General features: G+C 58.3%; 16 protein-coding genes. 5 read left to right on the forward strand and 11 right to left on the reverse strand.

Translation table 11 applies throughout. From position 1 onward, the window contains the following. Positions 1-473: 473 nt before the first annotated feature. A complete protein-coding gene (locus DHN60_RS08955) occupies positions 474-821 on the forward strand; it encodes a hypothetical protein (protein WP_108836969.1) in 348 nt (115 codons plus the stop codon). A gap of 71 nt (positions 822-892) precedes the next feature. On the opposite strand, the gene DHN60_RS22490 is transcribed toward DHN60_RS08955, so the two are convergent. Further along, positions 893-1816, reverse strand: coding sequence for a vWA domain-containing protein (locus DHN60_RS22490; protein WP_199913651.1), 924 nt, complete (start codon positions 1814-1816; stop codon positions 893-895). A gap of 655 nt (positions 1817-2471) precedes the next feature. Then, positions 2472-3158, reverse strand: coding sequence for a helix-turn-helix transcriptional regulator (locus DHN60_RS08965; RefSeq protein ID WP_108836970.1), 687 nt, complete (start codon positions 3156-3158; stop codon positions 2472-2474). A gap of 73 nt (positions 3159-3231) precedes the next feature. Here DHN60_RS08965 and DHN60_RS08970 point away from each other — a divergent pair, with 73 nt between their 5' ends. From DHN60_RS08970 to DHN60_RS08980, 3 genes are all read left to right on the forward strand, one after another. Then, positions 3232-3537 carry an NIPSNAP family protein gene (locus DHN60_RS08970; RefSeq protein ID WP_108836971.1) on the forward strand — a complete coding sequence of 102 codons (306 nt, stop codon included), beginning with the start codon at positions 3232-3234 and terminating at the stop codon, positions 3535-3537. 151 nt (positions 3538-3688) lie between these two features. After that, positions 3689-4036, forward strand: coding sequence for an antibiotic biosynthesis monooxygenase (locus DHN60_RS08975; RefSeq protein WP_108836972.1), 348 nt, complete (start codon positions 3689-3691; stop codon positions 4034-4036). Then, positions 4026-4952 (forward strand): DMT family transporter, encoded by a 927-nt coding sequence (locus tag DHN60_RS08980; protein WP_108836973.1) that lies wholly within the window; start codon positions 4026-4028, stop codon positions 4950-4952. Before DHN60_RS08975 ends, DHN60_RS08980 begins: the two co-directional genes overlap by 11 nt. An 8-nt stretch (positions 4953-4960) precedes the next feature. On the opposite strand, the gene glmM is transcribed toward DHN60_RS08980, so the two are convergent. From glmM to DHN60_RS09025, 9 genes are all read right to left on the reverse strand, one after another. Then, positions 4961-6313 (reverse strand): phosphoglucosamine mutase, encoded by a 1353-nt coding sequence (gene glmM / locus DHN60_RS08985; RefSeq protein WP_108836974.1) that lies wholly within the window; start codon positions 6311-6313, stop codon positions 4961-4963. 1 nt (position 6314) lies between these two features. Next, positions 6315-7292, reverse strand: a complete 978-nt coding sequence (folP, locus tag DHN60_RS08990) for a dihydropteroate synthase (RefSeq protein WP_108836975.1) — start codon at positions 7290-7292, stop codon at positions 6315-6317. Between the two features lie 3 nt (positions 7293-7295). Beyond that, positions 7296-8219, reverse strand: coding sequence for a dihydroneopterin aldolase (locus tag DHN60_RS08995; protein ID WP_108836976.1), 924 nt, complete (start codon positions 8217-8219; stop codon positions 7296-7298). A 111-nt stretch (positions 8220-8330) separates the two neighbouring features. Continuing rightward, a complete protein-coding gene (locus DHN60_RS09000) occupies positions 8331-8972 on the reverse strand; it encodes a cell wall hydrolase (RefSeq protein ID WP_108836977.1) in 642 nt (213 codons plus the stop codon). A 157-nt stretch (positions 8973-9129) separates the two neighbouring features. Continuing rightward, the gene (locus DHN60_RS09005; RefSeq protein ID WP_108836978.1) at positions 9130-11694 is read right to left on the reverse strand and encodes a putative PEP-binding protein; all 2565 of its coding nucleotides are present in this window, start codon (positions 11692-11694) and stop codon (positions 9130-9132) included. Positions 11695-11815: 121 nt separating this feature from the next. Continuing rightward, on the reverse strand, positions 11816-14077 hold the full coding sequence (glyS, locus tag DHN60_RS09010) for a glycine--tRNA ligase subunit beta (RefSeq protein ID WP_108836979.1): 2262 nt from the start codon (positions 14075-14077) through the stop codon (positions 11816-11818). A 9-nt stretch (positions 14078-14086) separates the two neighbouring features. Next, positions 14087-15292, reverse strand: a complete 1206-nt coding sequence (gene gltS / locus DHN60_RS09015; RefSeq protein WP_108836980.1) for a sodium/glutamate symporter — start codon at positions 15290-15292, stop codon at positions 14087-14089. Then, positions 15289-15804, reverse strand: coding sequence for a DUF6446 family protein (locus tag DHN60_RS09020; protein WP_108836981.1), 516 nt, complete (start codon positions 15802-15804; stop codon positions 15289-15291). Before DHN60_RS09020 ends, gltS begins: the two co-directional genes overlap by 4 nt. Continuing rightward, complete coding sequence (locus tag DHN60_RS09025) at positions 15801-16742, reverse strand: glycine--tRNA ligase subunit alpha (RefSeq protein WP_199913652.1); 942 nt, start codon at positions 16740-16742, stop codon at positions 15801-15803. Before DHN60_RS09025 ends, DHN60_RS09020 begins: the two co-directional genes overlap by 4 nt. A 169-nt stretch (positions 16743-16911) precedes the next feature. On the opposite strand from DHN60_RS09025, the gene DHN60_RS09030 reads away from it, so the two are divergent. Then, the gene (locus DHN60_RS09030) at positions 16912-18663 is read left to right on the forward strand and encodes a serine protease (protein WP_108836982.1); all 1752 of its coding nucleotides are present in this window, start codon (positions 16912-16914) and stop codon (positions 18661-18663) included. The last annotated feature ends 17 nt before the right edge of the window (positions 18664-18680 follow it).

The raw sequence follows: 18680 nt of genomic DNA on the forward strand, positions 1-18680 counted from the left end.
GGGCCGTACTGAACCGGAATGAGCCATACAAAGTGAGGTCCGTTTAAACACACCGGCGTAAACACAGGAGTTTGCAAGACCAATGAAGTGATGGAACTTTGTCAGCCCTAAAACCAAGACGCCCCGTGCTTTGTCCTGAACGCTTGCTGTTCGAGTTGCGGAATGGGACTTGGTTGGTGGAAACCATCAGGGCCAGCGGCCATGTGCGTCGCGCGAATAGGCCGAACACAAGACTGCTTCTGACAAATCCAAATCATCAAATAGGACTTGCAAAAAGGGAGCCATCCACACAGGACAAAGCTGATATTCGCTGCTTCGTCCAACAGTGACCGAGATGCGGGCTTTCCAGTCATTCGCTCGGGTCACTCATAGTGCATTTATGGCTGACGCCGTTTAACGCAAAGACCTATTGCAACAAGGATATATCGGCTACTACATTATGTTAGATTAATAGCTTATTAGGGAAACCGTTTATGATTTTTCGCCTTTCATTTATAGCTACCGCATTATCGCTCGGAACTGCCGCTGCTTCGCAACAGCTTCCTGAAGAACCTCTCTGTGAAAACAAGGGGCAAAACGGCATGGTAACAATGTTACTTTGCCCTACAGGATTGACGACTGAAGCGCTCGCCGGAGAAGGGAAATTAGCTTGCGGTGATCGGTTCCCCTGCGGCGCCTGGATATGGACAAACGCGTCAGATGTCCCGGGCCAGACACCCGACAGCCATGAAAAGCTTCCTCAGGATGCGATTTCAGCAGCAATTGGCATATGGGTAAATGAAGACAATCAGCTCTTAACGATCAACGCCGACAAGAATTGAAGGAAAAGGTCCAACAAAAAAAAGAAGGCCGGTATTTCACCCGCCTTCTTGTTGTATCGTTTCACCCGATTTTAGGTTGTTTTGCGTCGGACAAAGGCGAATGCACCTAGTCCGGCCAAAAGCAGAGGCAGACCCGCCGGTAGCGGCACGGGGTCAATTTCTCCACCAGTGTCTATGACGATGGAGGCCACTTTCTGACCGATAGCATTTTCAAAATCGAGGAAGGTCGGAAGGTTAAGTACAAAGCAATCCGTAAGCGGGTCGTCCGACGTCGCCGCGGCACAATTACCCATAACGGCTGGATCAATACCGGCAGTGATATCATTGACGTCGGCAAGCTGTGAGTCAAACCCAAGGGCCTCGAGTTTAAGACGATTTGCAACGCTCAGATTGACCGCCTCAAAGCCTAGTGCGTCCCAGCCAGCATCTTTCAAAGCCGTCGCAGCGGTGAGCGCGTTGGCATCCACAACACTCTGACTAATAGTTGGACCAGGCCCCCCTGAATTCGAGCTGCCAACCCCGTCTGTGTTTGTGCCTGTTCCGCCTCGGCGGGTCGTGTTGTTAGCTCCGTCTGTGAAAAAGTTTGCAATAGAGACATCACCAAGCTGGCCGAAATTGTCCTTCAATTGATCAAAACCACAGTCGTAGCACGTCCAACCAGTGGTACTACTGCTACTCGCCTTGATATCCGAAACCAACTGATCCCGCACAGCATCGCTCGTAAGCTTCACCGGTGGAATGACCACGTTTGCACCTTGGGACGAAAATCTAACAATACCGACATTGTACGTCACTTCAGGTGTAATTACGATTTGCCCGATTGCATTCGCGAGCGCATCTCGCGCACCGGCATAACTTGAACTGCCAATGCTACCCGAGAAGTCCATAATGAACCCTAAGTCAACATCTAGCGGGTCTATTGGGTTTGCCGAAGCCCCAGAGCCCATAGCTCCACAAACGGCAAGGCTCATAGCCATCAACTTTTTACTTATCATCAGTGCCTCCTAAAACTGGTCTTGAGTTAAAAATTCATCTCAATGACTTAATGTTAACACAATGTGTCGAGACGATTAAGAAAATTCGGCTGGAAATTACTGAAAGTGCTTTGTTTCCCGACTTGCTCCCAATGCAATTAATTGTTCCCTAAGCAATTATTACTCAGGGTAGAATGCAAAGAATACAGGCCTTCGAGACAAAACCATCAATAATTTCCACCCTGAGTGGATACTTCATGGAGCCCCACAATCAATCATCGATTTGTTTCAGCCACATTTTGACCAACTTGTGGGCTGCCCCCGATTCAGGGTGAAAGAACCAAAGAGCTTTCGGGTACTAGGATTGTCTAGTGTCCAACGGCAGGCGTAAGCACTGCATAATTTGACCTGGCAAAAGTGCAGCTGACAAAAATAGGAATGACTGCGGCGCACCTGCGAACATCATAGCTAAACGTCCGCTTCCCTTCCATACTTTCTGATTTTTGCGCAAGCCGCATCGGTCGAAAAGGGCTTAAAGCGGTCGTTTTCTGCAACCTATTCTAACGTCTGCTTCGGGCTCAGTGCGGTCGTTCGCTGTGTTTACACTATCGTCCACTCTGAGCTCAAACCCGACCTTCGCCACAAAGTCACACCCCAAACCCCAGTAGATTAAGTTTCAACCGACCACCCCAAACATCTCCTCAAACGCGCGCTCCCCTTTGCGCGTTACTCTGATGACCCGTTGCCCCGGCACGCGGGCCATCCAGCCCTGTTCCTCCATACGGTCCAGCATTGCACGGCCCAAAGACCCTGCAAGGTGATTGCGCCGCTCTGACCAGTCAAGGCACGTCCGGCACAGCCGCGTGCGCCCCTTTTCGAGCCCCTTCAGATCAATCCCGAACTGCTCGGCAAAGGTGCGACCGGCATCGCTTAGGCTTGCGTCCTCGCCGATTTCCACCACCAGTCCACGGCCAATGAGACTGCTGTACATTTGCACCCCCATGCGCCCGGCCAGATGGTTGTAACAGACCCGCGCCACCTGCATCTGCGCATCGCGCGGCCCGGTGCGCACCCGCGTTGCCCCTGTCCGTGCGGCCAGCCCCATCAGTGCCTCTAACACTGCGGCCACTTCCGCATCCGTCAGGTGGAAATACTTGTGCCGCCCTGATTTGCGCGGCGTGATCAGCGCGGCTTCGGTGAGTTTCGACAAATGCCCGCTGGCTGTGGACAGACCAACCCCCGCCTCTTCGGCGAGTTCCGACGCCGTGAGCGCCCGCCCGTCCATCAGCGCAGTCAGGATGTTCGCGCGCGCAGGATCGCCGATCAAAGCGGCGATGCGCGAGATGTCCGGACCTTCTTTCATAGTTTGATCGTAGCCGAACTATTCACGCATCACAATGATCTATGCTTTGCGTCGAACCCAAAGGAGAAAGCCCATGCTGACCTGCATCATCCAATACCAGATCGACCCCACCAAACGCGCCGCCTTTGCCGAATATGGCGCACGCTGGGCCCAAGCGATCCCACGCTGCGGCGCAGACCTTGTGGGCTATTACGCACCCCACGAGGGGTCTTCGACGCTGGCCTATGGCATCTATCACATCCCAAGCCTCGCCGATTACGAAACCTATCGCACCCGGTTGGCCGCAGACCCATTGGGTCAGCAAAACTACGCCTTTGCCCAATCCGAGCGCTTTATCCTCAAAGAAGACCGCACATGGCTGAAATCAGTGACCTCTTGAGAGGGGTGATGGCGTCACCAAATCTTAACACAATCTGAACACGCCTCTGTAACCCATTGATATTGTGTGCGCACAGTGATGTCCCAGCATGGGACACCCATGGACACCCCATCTCTGTGCGCCTAGACCTGTCCCGCCAAAGGAGCCCAAAATGATCGCCGTCATCTTCGAAGTCTGGCCCCGCGAGGGTCACCGCGCGCCCTATCTTGAGCGCGCCGCAGCCCTCAAACACCACCTCGCCGACATCCCTGGATTTATCTCGGTAGAACGGTTCGAAAGCCTGACAGAACCCGGCAAGCTGCTGTCCCTTTCCTTCTGGGAGGACGAGGCCGCACTGGAACACTGGCGCAAGCTGCCCGACCACCGCGCCGCACAAAGTGCGGGGCGCGACATCCATTTCGCTGACTACCGCCTGCGCGTGGCCGGTATCATCCGCGACTACGGGATGGAAGCACGCGACGAGGCCCCCGCCGACAGCAAAGCCCTGCATGACCGATAGCCCCAACATCACGTGGGTCAGCTGGCTGATGGTGGCCACGCTGGGCTTGACATGGGGGGCAACGTTCCTTGTGACCGAAGTCGCACTGGAGGGGATCACCCCCTTCTGGCTCGCCGCGTTTCGGGTCGCCTTTGCTGCCCTTTTGATGGTGCCAGTCTGGCAAATGCGAGGCGGCACCCTGTTTGCCAGCCCACCGCCCCCCAGCACCCGCCTCACTCTGCTGGCCATCGGGGGCTTCAGCACGGCGATCCCTTTCATGCTGCTGGCATGGGGACAGCAATATGTGACAGGCGGCTTTGCCGGGGTCTCTATGGCCTCCGTTGCGCTGATCGTGTTGCCGCTGGCCCACGTCTTCATTCCCGGCGAGCGCCTGACATGGCGGCGCAGCGCGGGTTTTGCCATCGGGTTTGTCGGGGTGTGCGTGCTGATTGGCGCACAGGCCTTTGAAAGCTCAGGCGCCACATTGGAAACCGCCGGGCGCATGGCCTGCGTGTCTGCCGCCTGCTGTTACGGGATCAGTTCCGTGCTGATGCGTCGGCTGCCTGCGATTGATCCCATCGGTCTGTCGACGATCATCCTGATCATAGCGGCCCTGATCACGGTACCGCTGGCGCTGATCAACGAAGGTCCCCCGCCCCTACCCGATACCAAAACCATGTTGGTTATCGGCTTTCTTGGCCTGATCCCGACAGCAGCGGCAAACATGCTGCGTGTGCTGGTGATCCGCAGCGCAGGCCCGGTGTTCATGTCACTAACGAATTATCAGGTGCCCGTCTGGTCCGTACTGATGGGGGTGTGGCTTTTGGGTGAACCGTTGCCTGCAAGCCTTTTGCTGGCATTGGCGCTGATCCTGATCGGTGTTGGTTTAAGCCAGCTTGGGGCGTTGCGCCGCTTATTTGCCGGAACGGTGAGGTAAAACGCGCCCTACTGCGGCGCGCCGACCGCGTCTGTAACGGCAGCCACCACCGCGTTGACAGAGGCGTGCAAGACGGCCTCATCCTCGCTTTCGGCCATCACGCGGATCAACGGTTCAGTCCCAGATTTGCGGATCAACAACCGCCCATTGCCACTTAGGTCCGCCTCGGCCGCGGCAATCGCGTCCTTGACCGAGCCGATTTCAAGCGGAGTTTGCCCCGCCGCATAGCGCACATTCTTCAACAGTTGAGGCACGGGATCAAAGACATGCATCACCTCACTGGCCGGCTTGTCGCTTTCGATCATTGCCGCAAGGAATTGCAAAGCGGCCATAAGCCCATCGCCGGTGGTCGCATAATCGGTCATCACAATATGACCAGACTGCTCACCACCAAGGTTGAAGCCGCCCGCGCGCATACGTTCGACAACATACCGGTCCCCGACAGAGGTCCGTTCCAGCCCGACACCTTTGCCTTGCAGGAACCGTTCAAGTCCAAGATTGGACATTACGGTCGCCACAAGTGAACCGCCCTTTAGACGGTCCTCTGCTGCCCAGCGGGCCGCCATCAGCCCCATGAATTGATCGCCGTCCCCGACCCGCCCCTTTTCATCCAGCAGGATCACACGGTCCGCATCGCCGTCCAGGCAGATGCCCACATCCGCACCATGGGCCACAACAGCCTCGGCGGCAGTCTGTGGATACATGGAGCCGCAGCCATCGTTGATGTTATGCCCATTTGGAGTGGTGCCCACAGGAATCACGGTTGCCCCGAGTTCCCACAAGGCCTCAGGCGCGACCCGGTAGGCCGCCCCATTGGCGCAATCCACTACCACCTTCAGACCATCGAGCCGCATCTGGCGCGGAAAGGAAGATTTGACCCGCTCCACATAGCGAAAACGACCATCATCGATCCGTTTGGCACGGCCAATCTCGGCTGCTGGAACAGGGTCAACCCCAGCCGCCACAAGTGCTTCGATCTCGGCCTCGACTTCGTCGCTCAACTTGTACCCATCCGGGCCAAAGAACTTGATCCCGTTGTCTATAGCCGGATTGTGACTGGCCGAGATCATGACCCCAAGATCGGCCCGCATGGACCGTGTGAGCAGTCCGACAGCAGGTGTCGGAACTGGGCCCAGCAACAGCACATTCATACCCGTACTGGTCAAGCCAGCAGTCAAGGCGTTTTCAAACATGTAGCCTGACAGGCGCGTGTCCTTGCCGATCACCACACGGTGGACCGAGTCCCCATCGCGGCTAAAGTATCGCCCTACAGCGGCACCAATCCGCAGTGCGGTTTCGGCCGTCATGGGGCTGGTGTTGGCCGTGCCGCGCACGCCGTCGGTTCCAAAAAGCTTGCTCATGTCAGGGATGTGCCACAGCAGCGCGCCACAGCGCAATGGCCTGCGCATGTTCTGCCACGTCATGAGCACGGATGATCTGCACCCCTTGAGCGATCGCCGCCAGTGCCACGGCGACAGATCCGGGCGCGCGGTCTTGCGCCTCGGGCGCATTGCCCAAAGTACCGATGAACCGTTTGCGCGAAGCACCCAAAAGGATGGGCACACCTAGCCCATGAAACAGGCTGATCCGTTGGAGGATAGCGAGGTTATGATCAAGCGTTTTGCCAAAACCGATGCCCGGATCAACGGTGATCTGATCACAAGGGATACCAAGGGACACCAGCATATCGATGCGTGCCGCAAGCGCGTCATAGACGTCGAGCAGAACATCGTCATATGTCGGGTTTTGCTGCATGGTCTGCGGCTCACCTTGCGCATGCATCACACAGACCGGCACGCCGCGCGCCGCACATAGGGGCGCGAGATCGGCGTCGAAGGTAAAACCAGAAACGTCGTTGACGATATTCGCGCCAGCATCCAGTGCGGCAGCAGCCACCGGCGCTTTGCGCGTGTCGATCGAGATGGGTGTGGAGATGCCCGCAGCGCGCAGTCCGGCGATGACGGGCGCCGTGCGCGCGATTTCGGCGTCTGCGGGCACAAGGCTTGCCCCCGGGCGCGTGGATTCACCACCGATGTCGAGGATGTCTGCCCCAGCAGACACAAGCGCACGTCCCTGAGCGATTCCTGCCTCCAGAGTGTCAAAGGCGCCGCCGTCAGAAAAACTGTCAGGTGTTGTGTTCAGAATGCCCATGAGTTTCGGGGCGTCCGCGGCACCGACAAAGCGCGCGCGTTCCGCGTCTGTGATCTCGGACACGGGGACAATCTGCGCAGGTTCAGAGCGGCTGAGCACTTCGACATGGGTAAACCAAGACCAACCGAATGGCACTGCGTCCGGCGGCAAACCCAGTCCTACCTGCATCAACGGTCGGATATAGCGCATCACTTAAATTTTGGCTTGGGTGGCAGACATCATGCGCAGGGCGACAGACGCCTCTTTGGGCGCGTCATCGCCGATCACCAGCATCTCGCGCGCCTCAAAGGTTGCTGCGAACCACGAGGCTAGCGCCACCGCATCCGCACCTTTGGCCGAAGGGCCATCTACGGCGTCGAGCACAATTTTGGACGGCGCCCAGATACAAATCTGGCCATTACGCATGGCCCAATCCAGCTCGGTCCGGGTGTCCACGACCTTGCAACGGGCATCACGGGCGGCCAACACCCAAGCGTTTTGTTCAATGGCCAGCAAATCAATGCGGCGCTGGGCCAGCGGGTGGCTTGCCACAGGGGCCGCTGCTTCAGCAGGACCGACGCAAAAGATCAATGGGCGGCCCAAGGCCTCAAGCTGTTCAATCCAGGCCCCCAGATGGGGCGATGCAATCGCTGCGTTGGACAAATATACCAGTTCCGGATGCAACACCTCGGTATCAGCCGCCTCGATTGGGCGCACTGTCCCACGCGAGCGCACGATCTCGACCCCGAGTGCGCCGGGGCCGCGGTCCAGCTTTTCGATGCGCACAAAGACGCGCATGGCCTGAGGTTCCAGCAAGATGCGATCCGCAACCCGTTCCGCCAGCGTTTCCAAGAGGTTCAATCGCTCGTCGGACAGTTCATAGGCAATGGCCTCGGTCACCTTGTCGTAACTGAGGATGCGATCCACATCGTCGTCGATGGGGCCGGTGAGCGGGCGGACTTCGACCACCACGTTGCAGCAAATACGTTGGGTGACCCCACGTTCGGCCTGAAAGGCTCCGATTTCGACATCAACGATATGATCGCGCACGGAAATGCGATCAAGTGGAGCGCTGGTCGCGGTTGCTTCGGACCGCTCAGAAGGGTGTGAAAAGGCGAGGCGAATTTCGGAAGCCATAAGCGGATATGCCTTTTCGTCGAAGGGAATTGCGCCGCCGTTCTAGCGCTGGCGCCGTTCAAAGCACAGGGGCAAACGCGCCGCCCCTGCGTTCAAAAGCGTCAGATCGCCTTAGTTCTTGGCCGTGCGGTACGTGTGGCGATAGAACAGATGCACGCCAATTGCCGCTGTTTTGCTGTAGACGCGGGCCCATTTGGGACGCACAGCCGTCGTATGATAGTGCGTTGCGCCGCTGGTCAACGCAGGTGCTTGCCCGTCAAGCACAGCGCGGGCCACTTTGCCGACCGATGTATAGGCCGAAGGTTCGCGGATCGCGTCAGATTTGCCATCACAGGTATAGGTAAACTGGCATTGATACTTTTTCCCCGTACCCTGATTGATCACGCCGCAAACGCTATCGGGAAAACGGGTGCTTTTGACCCGATTGATGATCACTTCGGCCACGGCAAACTGACCTTTGAGCGTCTCGCCCCGCGCTTCAAAGTACAGCGCCTGAGACAGGCACGCCCATTCGGCACCGCCTGTTGCGGCGGGTTGTGTGTCAAGCCAACTGCGCGAGAAGGACACCTGCGTCTCGGTTTTTGGTGCCGTGAGCAAGCCAGCAAAGCGAGATGATGGAACAGAACTCAGGCCACGTAATTCGGCCTGTCGCAGTGCGTTATTTGGATCGGTGGTGCGTGTTTCGGCAGATAGGCCGGACGCAAAAATAGTGAGTGCCGCCACGAATGTGGCGGATTTAAGGAAAAACCGCATAAAAGTGACCCCCAGGATCTTAAGAACAAAAAGGCACTTAACGAAAATTAACGAGATCGTCCAGTTTTGTGGCACATCGCGTGCGGGAACCCGCCCTGCACAGAGTGCAACACGGGGTAATTTAGCACCAAAAAAAGCCGTCAAACGCCTGTTTTTATTATTCTATTTGACTCGCAATCGCCAACTGGGCCGCCGCGAGCCGAGCAACGGGTACTCGGAACGGGGAACACGATACGTAATCAAACCCTGCCGCCCGGCAAAACGCAATCGATTCGGGGTTGCCCCCGTGCTCTCCACAAAGCGACAAAGTGATCCCCGGCCGTGCACTGCGGCCACGTTCTGAGCCGAGTTGGAGCAGTTCGCCCACACCGTCGATGTCGAGGGTGTGAAACGGGTCTTCCACAAACACCTCTTGACGCACGTAGTCGGACATAAACCGTCCGGCATCATCGCGGCTCAGCCCATAGGTCATCTGCGTCAGGTCGTTGGTACCAAAGCTGAGGAACGAACAATGCTGCGCAATGTCTCCAGCGCGCAAAGCAGCGCGCGGTGTCTCAACCATGACACCAAGGTTGTAAGTGAAAGTAGCGCCTTTTTCAGTGCTGACAGCCGCCGCAATCGCATCGATACGGGTGCGCACCAGTTCGACTTCGCGTTTGGCGCTGACCAGTGGGATCATGATTTCAGGCACCACCGGATCGCCGTCGCGGCTGGCCTCAATGGTGGCTTCAAAAATGGCGCGGGCTTGCATGTCATAGATTTCGGGCACCGTCACGCCAAGGCGCACGCCGCGCAGACCCAGCATGGGGTTGTATTCCATCATCGCCTCGATCCGGCGCGTCACGTCCGACAGGGGCAGGTCCAGCGCTTCGGCCAGTTCACGCTGGCCATTTCGGTCGTTGGGCAGGAATTCATGCAGGGGCGGGTCGAACAAACGAATGCACACAGGTTGCCCCTGCATGATGTTGAACAACTGGATGAAGTCGGCCCGTTGCATGGGCAAGAGCCGTTCAAGTACCGCGCGGCGGTCATCGCTGCTTTCGGCAAAGATCATCTCGCGCATGACCGTAAAGCGCCCCGCATCAAAGAACATGTGTTCGGTGCGGCATAGACCGATGCCCTGTGCCGCAAAGTTGCGCGCAGTCTGGGCGTCGGCAGGTGTGTCAGCATTGGCGCGAATACCGATATCGCGCACGTCATCAGCCCAATCCATCAGGTCCTGAAAGGCATCATCCAGAGCGGCCTCAAGCATCTCGGGGGCGCCCAAGAGGATGGTGCCGTTGGTGCCGTCGACCGTGATGACCTCTCCGGCTGAAATGACCCGACCATCGCTGGTGACCAATTGCCCTCTGCGGGTCTGAAACCGTATGTCGCTAACCCCAACCACACAGGGCAAGCCGATCCCCCGCCCGATGACGGCGGCATGGCTGGTGATGCCGCCGCGTTCGGTGATGATGGCGCGGGCGGCGTGCATGCCCCGGATGTCTTCGGGTGAGGTTTCGCGGCGTACCAGGATGCAATCCTCGTCCCGCGCGGCACTTGCCTGCGCCTCGTTTGCCGTAAAGACCAACTTGCCCGTGGCCGCCCCCGGGCTTGCGGCGATCCCGGTTCCAAGCAGGTCCCGCTTGGCATGTCGGTCAATCTGGCGGTGCAGCAATTCGTTGAGCGTGTTGGGTTCAACCCGACACAACGCTTCTTCGCGAGCAATGATGCCGTCGCGCGCCAGTTGCACGGCAATCCGTACGGCAGCACGAGAAGAGCGCGCCACGCGCACCCCATCCAGAATGCGCAACTCCCCGTTTTCGATGGTAAACTCTACCTGCATCTCTTCGCGCAATTTGGCGCGCATCAACTGGGCATGGCTGACCAGTTGGGCAAAACAGTCCGGCAAAGTCTCTTCGAGGGAAGGGCCACGCGGATCTCGCGTGATAAACAGGCTGGCGGCGTCTGCCCTAAGGGCGTCGCGCCCCTGGGACTGGCGCAAATAGCGCCCTGTGATTTGCGGCATGCCCGTTTTGGACGACACGAGTTGCAATACACCCGAGCCGCATTCCCCCTGCCCCACGCCGAATGCCATTTGCTGGATCACTAGACCCAGGCCTGCGTCCAGCGGCGCGCCTTTGGCCTGCCGCAGCAGCCGAGCCGAGGTCCCTTCCCAGGCACGGGCCATGGACTTAAGCACCCCAGCCAGCTGTTCGGCCCGTGTTGCGGGGAACGGCGTTTCGGTTTCCGATTCATAAGCGCTGAGTTCATCAGCCAGCGCGGCAGGCCCCTCGCCCGCGATTTCATCGAACATATCAGGATCCAGGCGGTCGACATGGATCGCATAGCTTTGCACAAAACGCGTGAACAGGGCGGTAGCGGCATCAGTGCCAAGGGTGCCACACAGCACCTCATAGCGCGCGTCATTCATTCCGATGTTGAGGATCGCGGAGGGGCCGCCCCAGTCGGGGTCTTCAGACGATGGGCGAACGCAGAGCAGTGCATCTTGCGGAAACTGCTCCAAAATCGCTTCGATATCAGGCAGATGACCGCTGGCGATCTTGTGCACGGCATCAAAAGACAACGCCACAGTCGTTGGCACAGGCAGGTCCAGCCGGGCCAGCCGCTGAAGGCATTTTGCACGCCCTCCGTGTGTCGCCGTGGTGATTGGCGCGATGGGGGTGACCAGCGTGGTGTTCGGATTATTCTGCACTGCGGCGTTCCTCTCACGGCGCAGCATAGAGCGTAAACATGATGTGACAAGAGGGATGCGGGGTTACGCCTGCGGCGGGCGGGGTTGGGGGCTCCGCCCCCCGGCGCGCAGCGCCTCCCCCCGTGGTATTTTGAGGTCAGAAGAAGCCTTAGCCGTCGATTTTAGTGAGGTCAGCGACGGACAGGCACAACGTGCGGATCCTGCTGAGCAGGTTCAGCCGGTTGCGCCGCAGAGTTTGATTGTTGGTGTTGATTTGGGCTGCTTCAAAGAAAGCATCGATGGGTAGGCGTAGGGCGGCCATGGCCGACATGGCGGTGGTGAAGTCCTGATCTTTCATTGCAGGCGAAATTTTGGCTTCGGCCTGATCGAGGGCGGCGAAAAGAGCGCGTTCTTCGTCTGTGTCGGCAAACTTCACGTCTGCGCCAAAGGAATATTCGACGCCGTCTGCCTCTTCGGCCTGCGTAAGGATGTTGTTGGCGCGTTTGAAGCCCTGAATCAGGTTTTTACCGTCGTCTGTCGCGAGCGTTTCATTAAGCGCACGCGCACGTTTTACGAGGAGAGTGAGGTCGTCATTTCCCTCCATTGCGATGCAGGCGTCGATGATGTCGTGGCGAATGCCTTGATCGCGGAGGTAGACTTTGAGTCGGTCATGGAAGAAGGATAGGAGGTCAATCGATTTTTGCTCAATTCCGTCGGCTACGGACTTTAGCACTGAACCCTCCTGAACATCCGGCTCAAAAGGATGATCCCCTGACGTCTTGATATGATTCACGACGGCACGGAACGCTGATCCAAAAACACCATGTTTCGAAATCTCGTCCAGCGTGCTTTCAAGCGTGAACAGGTCCTGCTCACTCCCGTTTTTGCGAAGCTGCGTGAGTTCGTATTTCAACAACTCGCTGTCGATATATTGGTCAAGCCTTGCCGAAATGTCGTTGTCTGTGATCAGACGGATAACACCCAACGCCGCGCGGCGCAGTGCAAACGGGTCTTTGCTGCCTGTCGGTTTTTCGTCGATCGCCCAGAAGCCCGCCAACGTGTCCAGTTTGTCCGCCAGCGCTACGGCGACTGATACAGGTGCCGTCGGAACGTCATCGGAGGGCCCGAGCGGGGAATAGTGTTCTTGCGCAGCCGCAGCCACAGCGACGTTTTTCTCGGTTTCACCGATATAATACCGCCCCATAAGCCCTTGAAGTTCAGGGAACTCATAGACCATTTCAGAGCTGAGATCGGCCTTGGCCAGACGCGCGGCCTCTTCTGCCATGTCCGGATCTGCGCCCACCGCGGGGGCGAGGTCGCGGGCCAGTGCCGCGATGCGGCTGATGCGGTCGGCCTGGCTGCCCAGCTTGTTGTGGAAAGTCACGTTTTCGAGGGCTTGCGTCCACACGCTCATGTCGGACTTGGCCACGCGCAAATCGTTTTCCCAGAAGAATTTCGCATCCGCCAGACGCGCGCTCAGCACCTTTTCGTTGCCAGCGAGGATCGTGGCGCCGTTGTCTGCCGTTTCACGGTTGGCCACGGTGATGAACCGTTCAATCCGGCTTGTTTTGGGGTTCTTCACCGAAAAGAACTTTTGGTGCTCTTTCATCGAGGTTTGCAGCACCTCTGGTGGCAGGTCGAGGAAATCATCCCCAATCTTGCCCATCAGGACCACAGGCCATTCCACAAGCCCTGCGACCTCAGCCAACAGGCCTGCATCTTCAACAACCTCAAGCCCGCTGGCAAAGGCCATGTTTGTGGCCTCATGCCAGATCGCGTCGGCCCGCTCGGCTGCGTCCAGTACGACATGGGCGCGTTTGAGCTTGGTTGTGTAATCCTCGAATGTCGTGACAGAAAACGGGGCTGACGCCATGAAGCGGTGACCCTTCGTGCTGTCGCCAGACGCAATCCCGTCGATGTCGAGGGAGACGATTTCGCTGCCCGCCTCATCGCTCAGAATGCACAGGATGCTGTGCAGCGGGCGCACCCATTTCAGGGCACCGGTGCCCCAGCGCATGGACTTGGGCCAAGGGAAATTGCGCACCGTCTGTTCCAGCACCTCGGCGATTATTTCGCCTGCCGGGCGGCCCGGCTTTTCGATGACGGCAAACAACACGGGGCCTTTGGGCGTCTCACGCTCCTCGACCTGATCGCGGGTCAGGCCCGCGCCGCGCAAGAACCCCTCTATTGCCTTTTCAGGCGCATCTGCGCGGGGGCCTTTGCGCTCTTCGCGGGTTGTCGGCGAATTTGCCAGCACGCCCTCAACCGTCAAGGCCAGGCGTCGCGGGGTCGCGAATGCCGCGGCAGAGGCATAGGTCAGCCCTGCCTCGACAAGGCCATTTGTCACCAGCTTTTGCAAATCCTCGCTCGCGCGTTTTTGCATGCGCGCTGGGATTTCCTCGGAAAAGAGTTCGGTCAGGAGATCTGGCATAGGGGCGGCCTAAAAGTTAACGACAATCTGGATGGCGATGGCGTTGGCAATATCGACAAAAAACGCAGAGACCAAGGGCAGGATGACAAAAGCCATTGGTGAGGGACCATAGCGTTTGGTCACAGCCGTCATATTGGCGATCGCCGTGGGCGTTGCACCAAGAGAGAAGCCCCCGAAACCGGCGGCGAGAACCGCAGCGCGATAACCGCCGCCCATTACGGGGAACAGGATGAAAATCACAAAACCGACCGTGATCAGCGTCTGCGCCGTTAGGATCACCGCAATCGCGGGTCCTAGCGCCACAAGCGTCCACAGTTGCAGCGACATCAGCGACATGGCGAGAAATACACCCAGCGCGATTTCTGTGATCAATGCGAGAGCGGGTGTGCGCGAAACGGGTGCAGCACGGGGCGCGAGAAGGCTGCGTGCATTGGCGATAACGATACCCATGATCAGGCAAGGCACAAAGAGCGGCAATTTGACCCCGGCCTCTGTCAGAACGAGGCTCAGTCCGTAACCAAGAATAACCGCCAGGTTGAGGTACAAAAGTGCTCGACTTACTGAAATCGGTTCGATCGCCGACGCCTCTGCGGTTGCGTCGTGGGGCACGCCAATGGTGTTGCCGGCTTCCGGTCGGGAGGGTTCAAGTCCCTTACCCTCGATCAGATAACGGGCAATCGGTCCGCCAATAAGCGCCGCGACAACAAGTCCAAGCGTCGCGACCGCAATGCCCAGTTCCTGTGCGTTGGCCAGCCCGGTGGCATCGGCCACCTCGGGCGCCCATGCGATGGCCGTTCCATGCCCTCCAATCAACGCGGCTGAACCAAACAGCACTCCAGATTGTACAGGATAGCCGAAAAGCGCGGCGCCGCTGACCCCAATGATGTTCTGGATAACGATTGCGGCGACCGTCAGCACCAGCAGCAGAAGCAGCGGGATACCGCCGCTGATCAAATCGCTAAGGCGTGCATTCAGCCCGATACCCGCGAAGAAAAGCACGAGGAAAAGATCGCGCGCCTGCATGTCAAAATTCAACTCAGTACCGGCAAGAAGGTACAGCAACAGCGCCAACAGCGCAGCCAGAAGCCCACCCGAAACCGGCTCTGGTATGTTGAACTGACGCAGCAGCGCAAAACGGGCATTCAGCATGGTGCCTGCGATAAACACCGCAAAGCCCAGCGTAGCCGCAATAAAGGCTGGAATGTCGTGTATCATGGCTGATCTCGTCGTGGGCACTCTTCCCCCACTATCGTCCCATCATAAGCTTTTTCGCCGCAATCGTTGAGCTCGTGCCAGACATAGCCCCGCCCGTCTTCGGTGATGGCCACAATCCGGTCGACGCCAAATTCTACGTTTTTCTCACCAAGGAATGGCAGCGCGGTGCCTGCATCAAGTTCGGCTGCGATGGCTTCAGCGTCAAAGCAGTCAAACCAGTGCGGCGCATTGCGTGGGGCCGCATCGGCGAGCCCAACATAGGTTTCGGTCAGAAGCGCCAGCGACAAATCCGTTGTAAAGCAAGCCCGGTATCGGATCGGCGAACTTTCGGCGTCAATCGCCTCGAAACCGTCGATTGTGATGGGTTCAGGCATGCCTGAAACGACCGAGACGAGCTGCACCTCGGCCTCAACGACAGGTTCATAAAAGCCGTAGACTTGCAGGTAATAAAGGGCGATGCCGCCAGTCAGTGAGCCTATCAAGATGATCAGTCCTATGAGTTTTCCGCTCACTGCGCAGCCTCTGGCGTCCAGCCCCCGGCGCGGGTCTGCACAAATGCATCCGCGCATTGCTTGGCCAGCGCGCGCACGCGCCCGATATAGGCCTGCCGTTCGGTGACCGAGATGACCCCACGTGCGTCGAGCAGGTTGAAGATGTGGGATGCCTTGATGCACTGGTCATAGGCCGGATGCGCCATGATAATCCGTTTACCCGTCTTGGGATCCACGTGTTCGGCGGCCAGCGTTTTGGCGCATTCGGCCTCGGCCTCTTCGAAATGGCGCAGCAACACTTCGGTGTTGGCCGTGTCAAAGTTCCAGCGAGCGTATTCTTCTTCGGTTTGTTTAAAGATGTCGCCATAGCTGAGCGCGATCGGAGCTTGCGGATCATTGAACGGCATGTCCATGACGTGATCAACACCAAGGATGTACATGGCAAGACGCTCAAGACCGTAGGTCAACTCGCCCGAAACTGGGTGGCAATCGTGGCCACCAACCTGCTGGAAGTAGGTGAATTGAGAGACTTCCATACCATCGCACCAGACTTCCCAACCAAGGCCCCATGCGCCCAGTGTCGGGCTTTCCCAGTCATCTTCGACAAATCGGATGTCGTGCAGGGCCATGTCGACGCCAATAGCTTCAAGCGAGCCGAGGTACAGTTCTTGCAAGTCCGGGGGCGAGGGTTTGATCAGCACTTGGTACTGGTAATAATGCTGCAACCGGTTGGGGTTTTCGCCGTAGCGCCCGTCGGTGGGTCGGCGTGAGGGCTGCACATAGGCCGCCGCCCAAGGCTGCGTACCAAGAGAGCGCAAGGTGGTCGCAGGATGGAACGTACCGGCCCCGACTTCCATGTCATAGGGCTGCAGGATCGCACAGCCCTTGGTCGCCCAATAGGTCTGCAATCTCAGGATGATTTCCTGAAAGGAACGGGGCGTTTGGGGCAGATCGGACATGGGCAGTATCCCTTGATGGATGCGCGCCTTTCCTACGGCCCGCCCCGGAAGAGGTCAATTGCACGCGAGGTGTCTTTTTTGGGCGTTTTCCCCCATTTTCATTGTGCGGTTTCCTGCTTAGTCTGCGGGTCAGGTAAATCGGCATAAAGACCATCAAAGGGGATATCGGGTGTTTTTCAGAACGGTTGCGGTTGCGTGGGCGATTACCTTGACGTGGTGCTGTGCTGCTCTGGCACAGGAAGACGTCGTGTGGGTGCAGATCGAGGCGCAACCAAACCTGACTGACGCCACCCAGCGCGCCCGTATCTATGCTGGTGATCTGCCGGACGTAAACGGGTTTGCTCTGGGCGGCGGGTGGTACGGAATATCCCTTGGACCTTACACGCGGGACGATGCAGAAGAGGTACTGCGGGTTTATCGCGCCGAAGGGGTGATCCCGCCGGACAGCTACATCGCCCTTGGCTCTACCTTTCGTCAGCAGTTCTGGCCTGTGGGCGCGAATGTGCTGGATCGCGGCGTCGTCAATGCCCCGGTCGCGTCTGTCCCCGACGCGACACCTGTTGCAGAGCCAGCCGTATCTGCACCTGCCCCGACCCCACCGGACGAAACCCGCGCCGAGGCCCAGCGCAACGAACGTCTTTTGCCCCCGTCCGAGCGCGAAAAATTGCAAGTTATGCTCAAGTGGGCCGGTGTTTATCCCGGTACAATCGACGGTGCCTTTGGCCGCGGAACCCGGGCGTCCATGTCGACATGGCAGGCGCAAAAGGGGTTCGAAGTTACGGGTATTCTGACCACCGCACAGCGCGCTGTGTTGTTACAGGACTACAATGCCGTGTTGAACGGTCTGGGTCTTACAACAGTGCGCGATGATACGGCCGGCATCGAGATGATGTTACCGCTCGATATCGTTGCCTTTGAGAAATACGAATACCCCTTTGCCCATTACACCGCCAAAGGGGATGTGGACGCGACAGTCCTGCTGATCTCGCAAGAAGGGGATCAGTCCACCCTGTTCGGCCTCTATGATATCATGCAGACGCTCGACATCGTGCCGTTGGACGGGGCGCGCGACCGCAGTGACAGCACGTTTGTGTTGGTCGGCGAAGATGCGACACGGATCTCAGAAACTCGGGTTACTTTGGAAGACGGGCAGATCAAGGGTTTTACGCTGGTCTGGCCTGCTGGAGACGAAGAACGCCGCAGCCGCCTGATTAGCGAGATGGACAAGAGCTTTGAGCGCCTCGCTTCTGTGATTCCACCGAGCGCAACCAGCGAGCAGCAGGCGATCGATCTGGTGTCGGGCCTTGAGATCCGCAAACCGCGCATGTCCCGCTCGGGCTTTTTCGTTGATCAGCGCGGCACAGTCTTAACAACGTCCGAAGTGATCGGATCCTGTGGACGCGTCACGCTGGACAGTGAGACAGAGGCCGAGGTGACGCTGGTCGACGCCGCGCGCGGTGTGGCGGTTCTGAAACCTTCGGCTAAGCTGGCACCGCTGGCCATTGCCCGGTTCAGTGACGCGACCCCCCGATTGCAGTCCGAAGTAGCCACGTCGGGTTACAGTTTTGAGGGCGTTCTTGGCGCGCCCTCCATGACCTTTGGCACATTATCAGATGTACGTGGTCTTGGGGGGGAAACGGATATGCTGCGCATCGACATGGGCACGCTGCCCGGTGACGCGGGTGGCCCTGTGCTGGATGCTGGCGGCGGTGTGCTGGGCATGTTGTTGCCCGACACCCAATCAGGCCGTGCGCTGCCAAAGGGAGTGCAGTTTGCACTGGACCGCACTGCCCTGCAGGCCGTGTTGGAACAGGCTGGGCTGGCCGCCGCGGGCACAGACAGTGGGACACCAATTGACCCGATTGACCTGACAGGCGAAGCAACGGGAATGACTGTGCTGGTGAGTTGCTGGGATCAATAGATCCTTTTGGCAACTAT

This window comes from Tateyamaria sp. Alg231-49 (assembly GCF_900143535.1).
In the GTDB taxonomy this organism is placed as follows: Bacteria; Pseudomonadota; Alphaproteobacteria; order Rhodobacterales; family Rhodobacteraceae; genus Tateyamaria.

Excerpts from the sequence above, each read along its gene's own strand:
- DHN60_RS09005 (WP_108836978.1), bottom strand. The coding sequence starts at position 11,694 with ATGCTGCGCCGTGAGAGGAACGCCGCAGTGCAGAATAATCCGAACACC.
- glmM (WP_108836974.1), bottom strand. The coding sequence starts at position 6,313 with ATGAGCAAGCTTTTTGGAACCGACGGCGTGCGCGGCACGGCCAACACC.
- DHN60_RS09025 (WP_199913652.1), bottom strand. The coding sequence starts at position 16,742 with ATGTCCGATCTGCCCCAAACGCCCCGTTCCTTTCAGGAAATCATCCTG.
- folP (WP_108836975.1), bottom strand. The coding sequence starts at position 7,292 with ATGCGCTATATCCGACCGTTGATGCAGGTAGGACTGGGTTTGCCGCCG.
- DHN60_RS08975 (WP_108836972.1), top strand. The coding sequence starts at position 3,689 with ATGATCGCCGTCATCTTCGAAGTCTGGCCCCGCGAGGGTCACCGCGCG.
- DHN60_RS08955 (WP_108836969.1), top strand. The coding sequence starts at position 474 with ATGATTTTTCGCCTTTCATTTATAGCTACCGCATTATCGCTCGGAACT.
- DHN60_RS22490 (WP_199913651.1), bottom strand. The coding sequence starts at position 1,816 with ATGATAAGTAAAAAGTTGATGGCTATGAGCCTTGCCGTTTGTGGAGCT.
- DHN60_RS08995 (WP_108836976.1), bottom strand. The coding sequence starts at position 8,219 with ATGGCTTCCGAAATTCGCCTCGCCTTTTCACACCCTTCTGAGCGGTCC.
- DHN60_RS08980 (WP_108836973.1), top strand. The coding sequence starts at position 4,026 with ATGACCGATAGCCCCAACATCACGTGGGTCAGCTGGCTGATGGTGGCC.
- gltS (WP_108836980.1), bottom strand. The coding sequence starts at position 15,292 with ATGATACACGACATTCCAGCCTTTATTGCGGCTACGCTGGGCTTTGCG.
- glyS (WP_108836979.1), bottom strand. The coding sequence starts at position 14,077 with ATGCCAGATCTCCTGACCGAACTCTTTTCCGAGGAAATCCCAGCGCGC.
- DHN60_RS09000 (WP_108836977.1), bottom strand. The coding sequence starts at position 8,972 with ATGCGGTTTTTCCTTAAATCCGCCACATTCGTGGCGGCACTCACTATT.
- DHN60_RS08965 (WP_108836970.1), bottom strand. The coding sequence starts at position 3,158 with ATGAAAGAAGGTCCGGACATCTCGCGCATCGCCGCTTTGATCGGCGAT.
- DHN60_RS08970 (WP_108836971.1), top strand. The coding sequence starts at position 3,232 with ATGCTGACCTGCATCATCCAATACCAGATCGACCCCACCAAACGCGCC.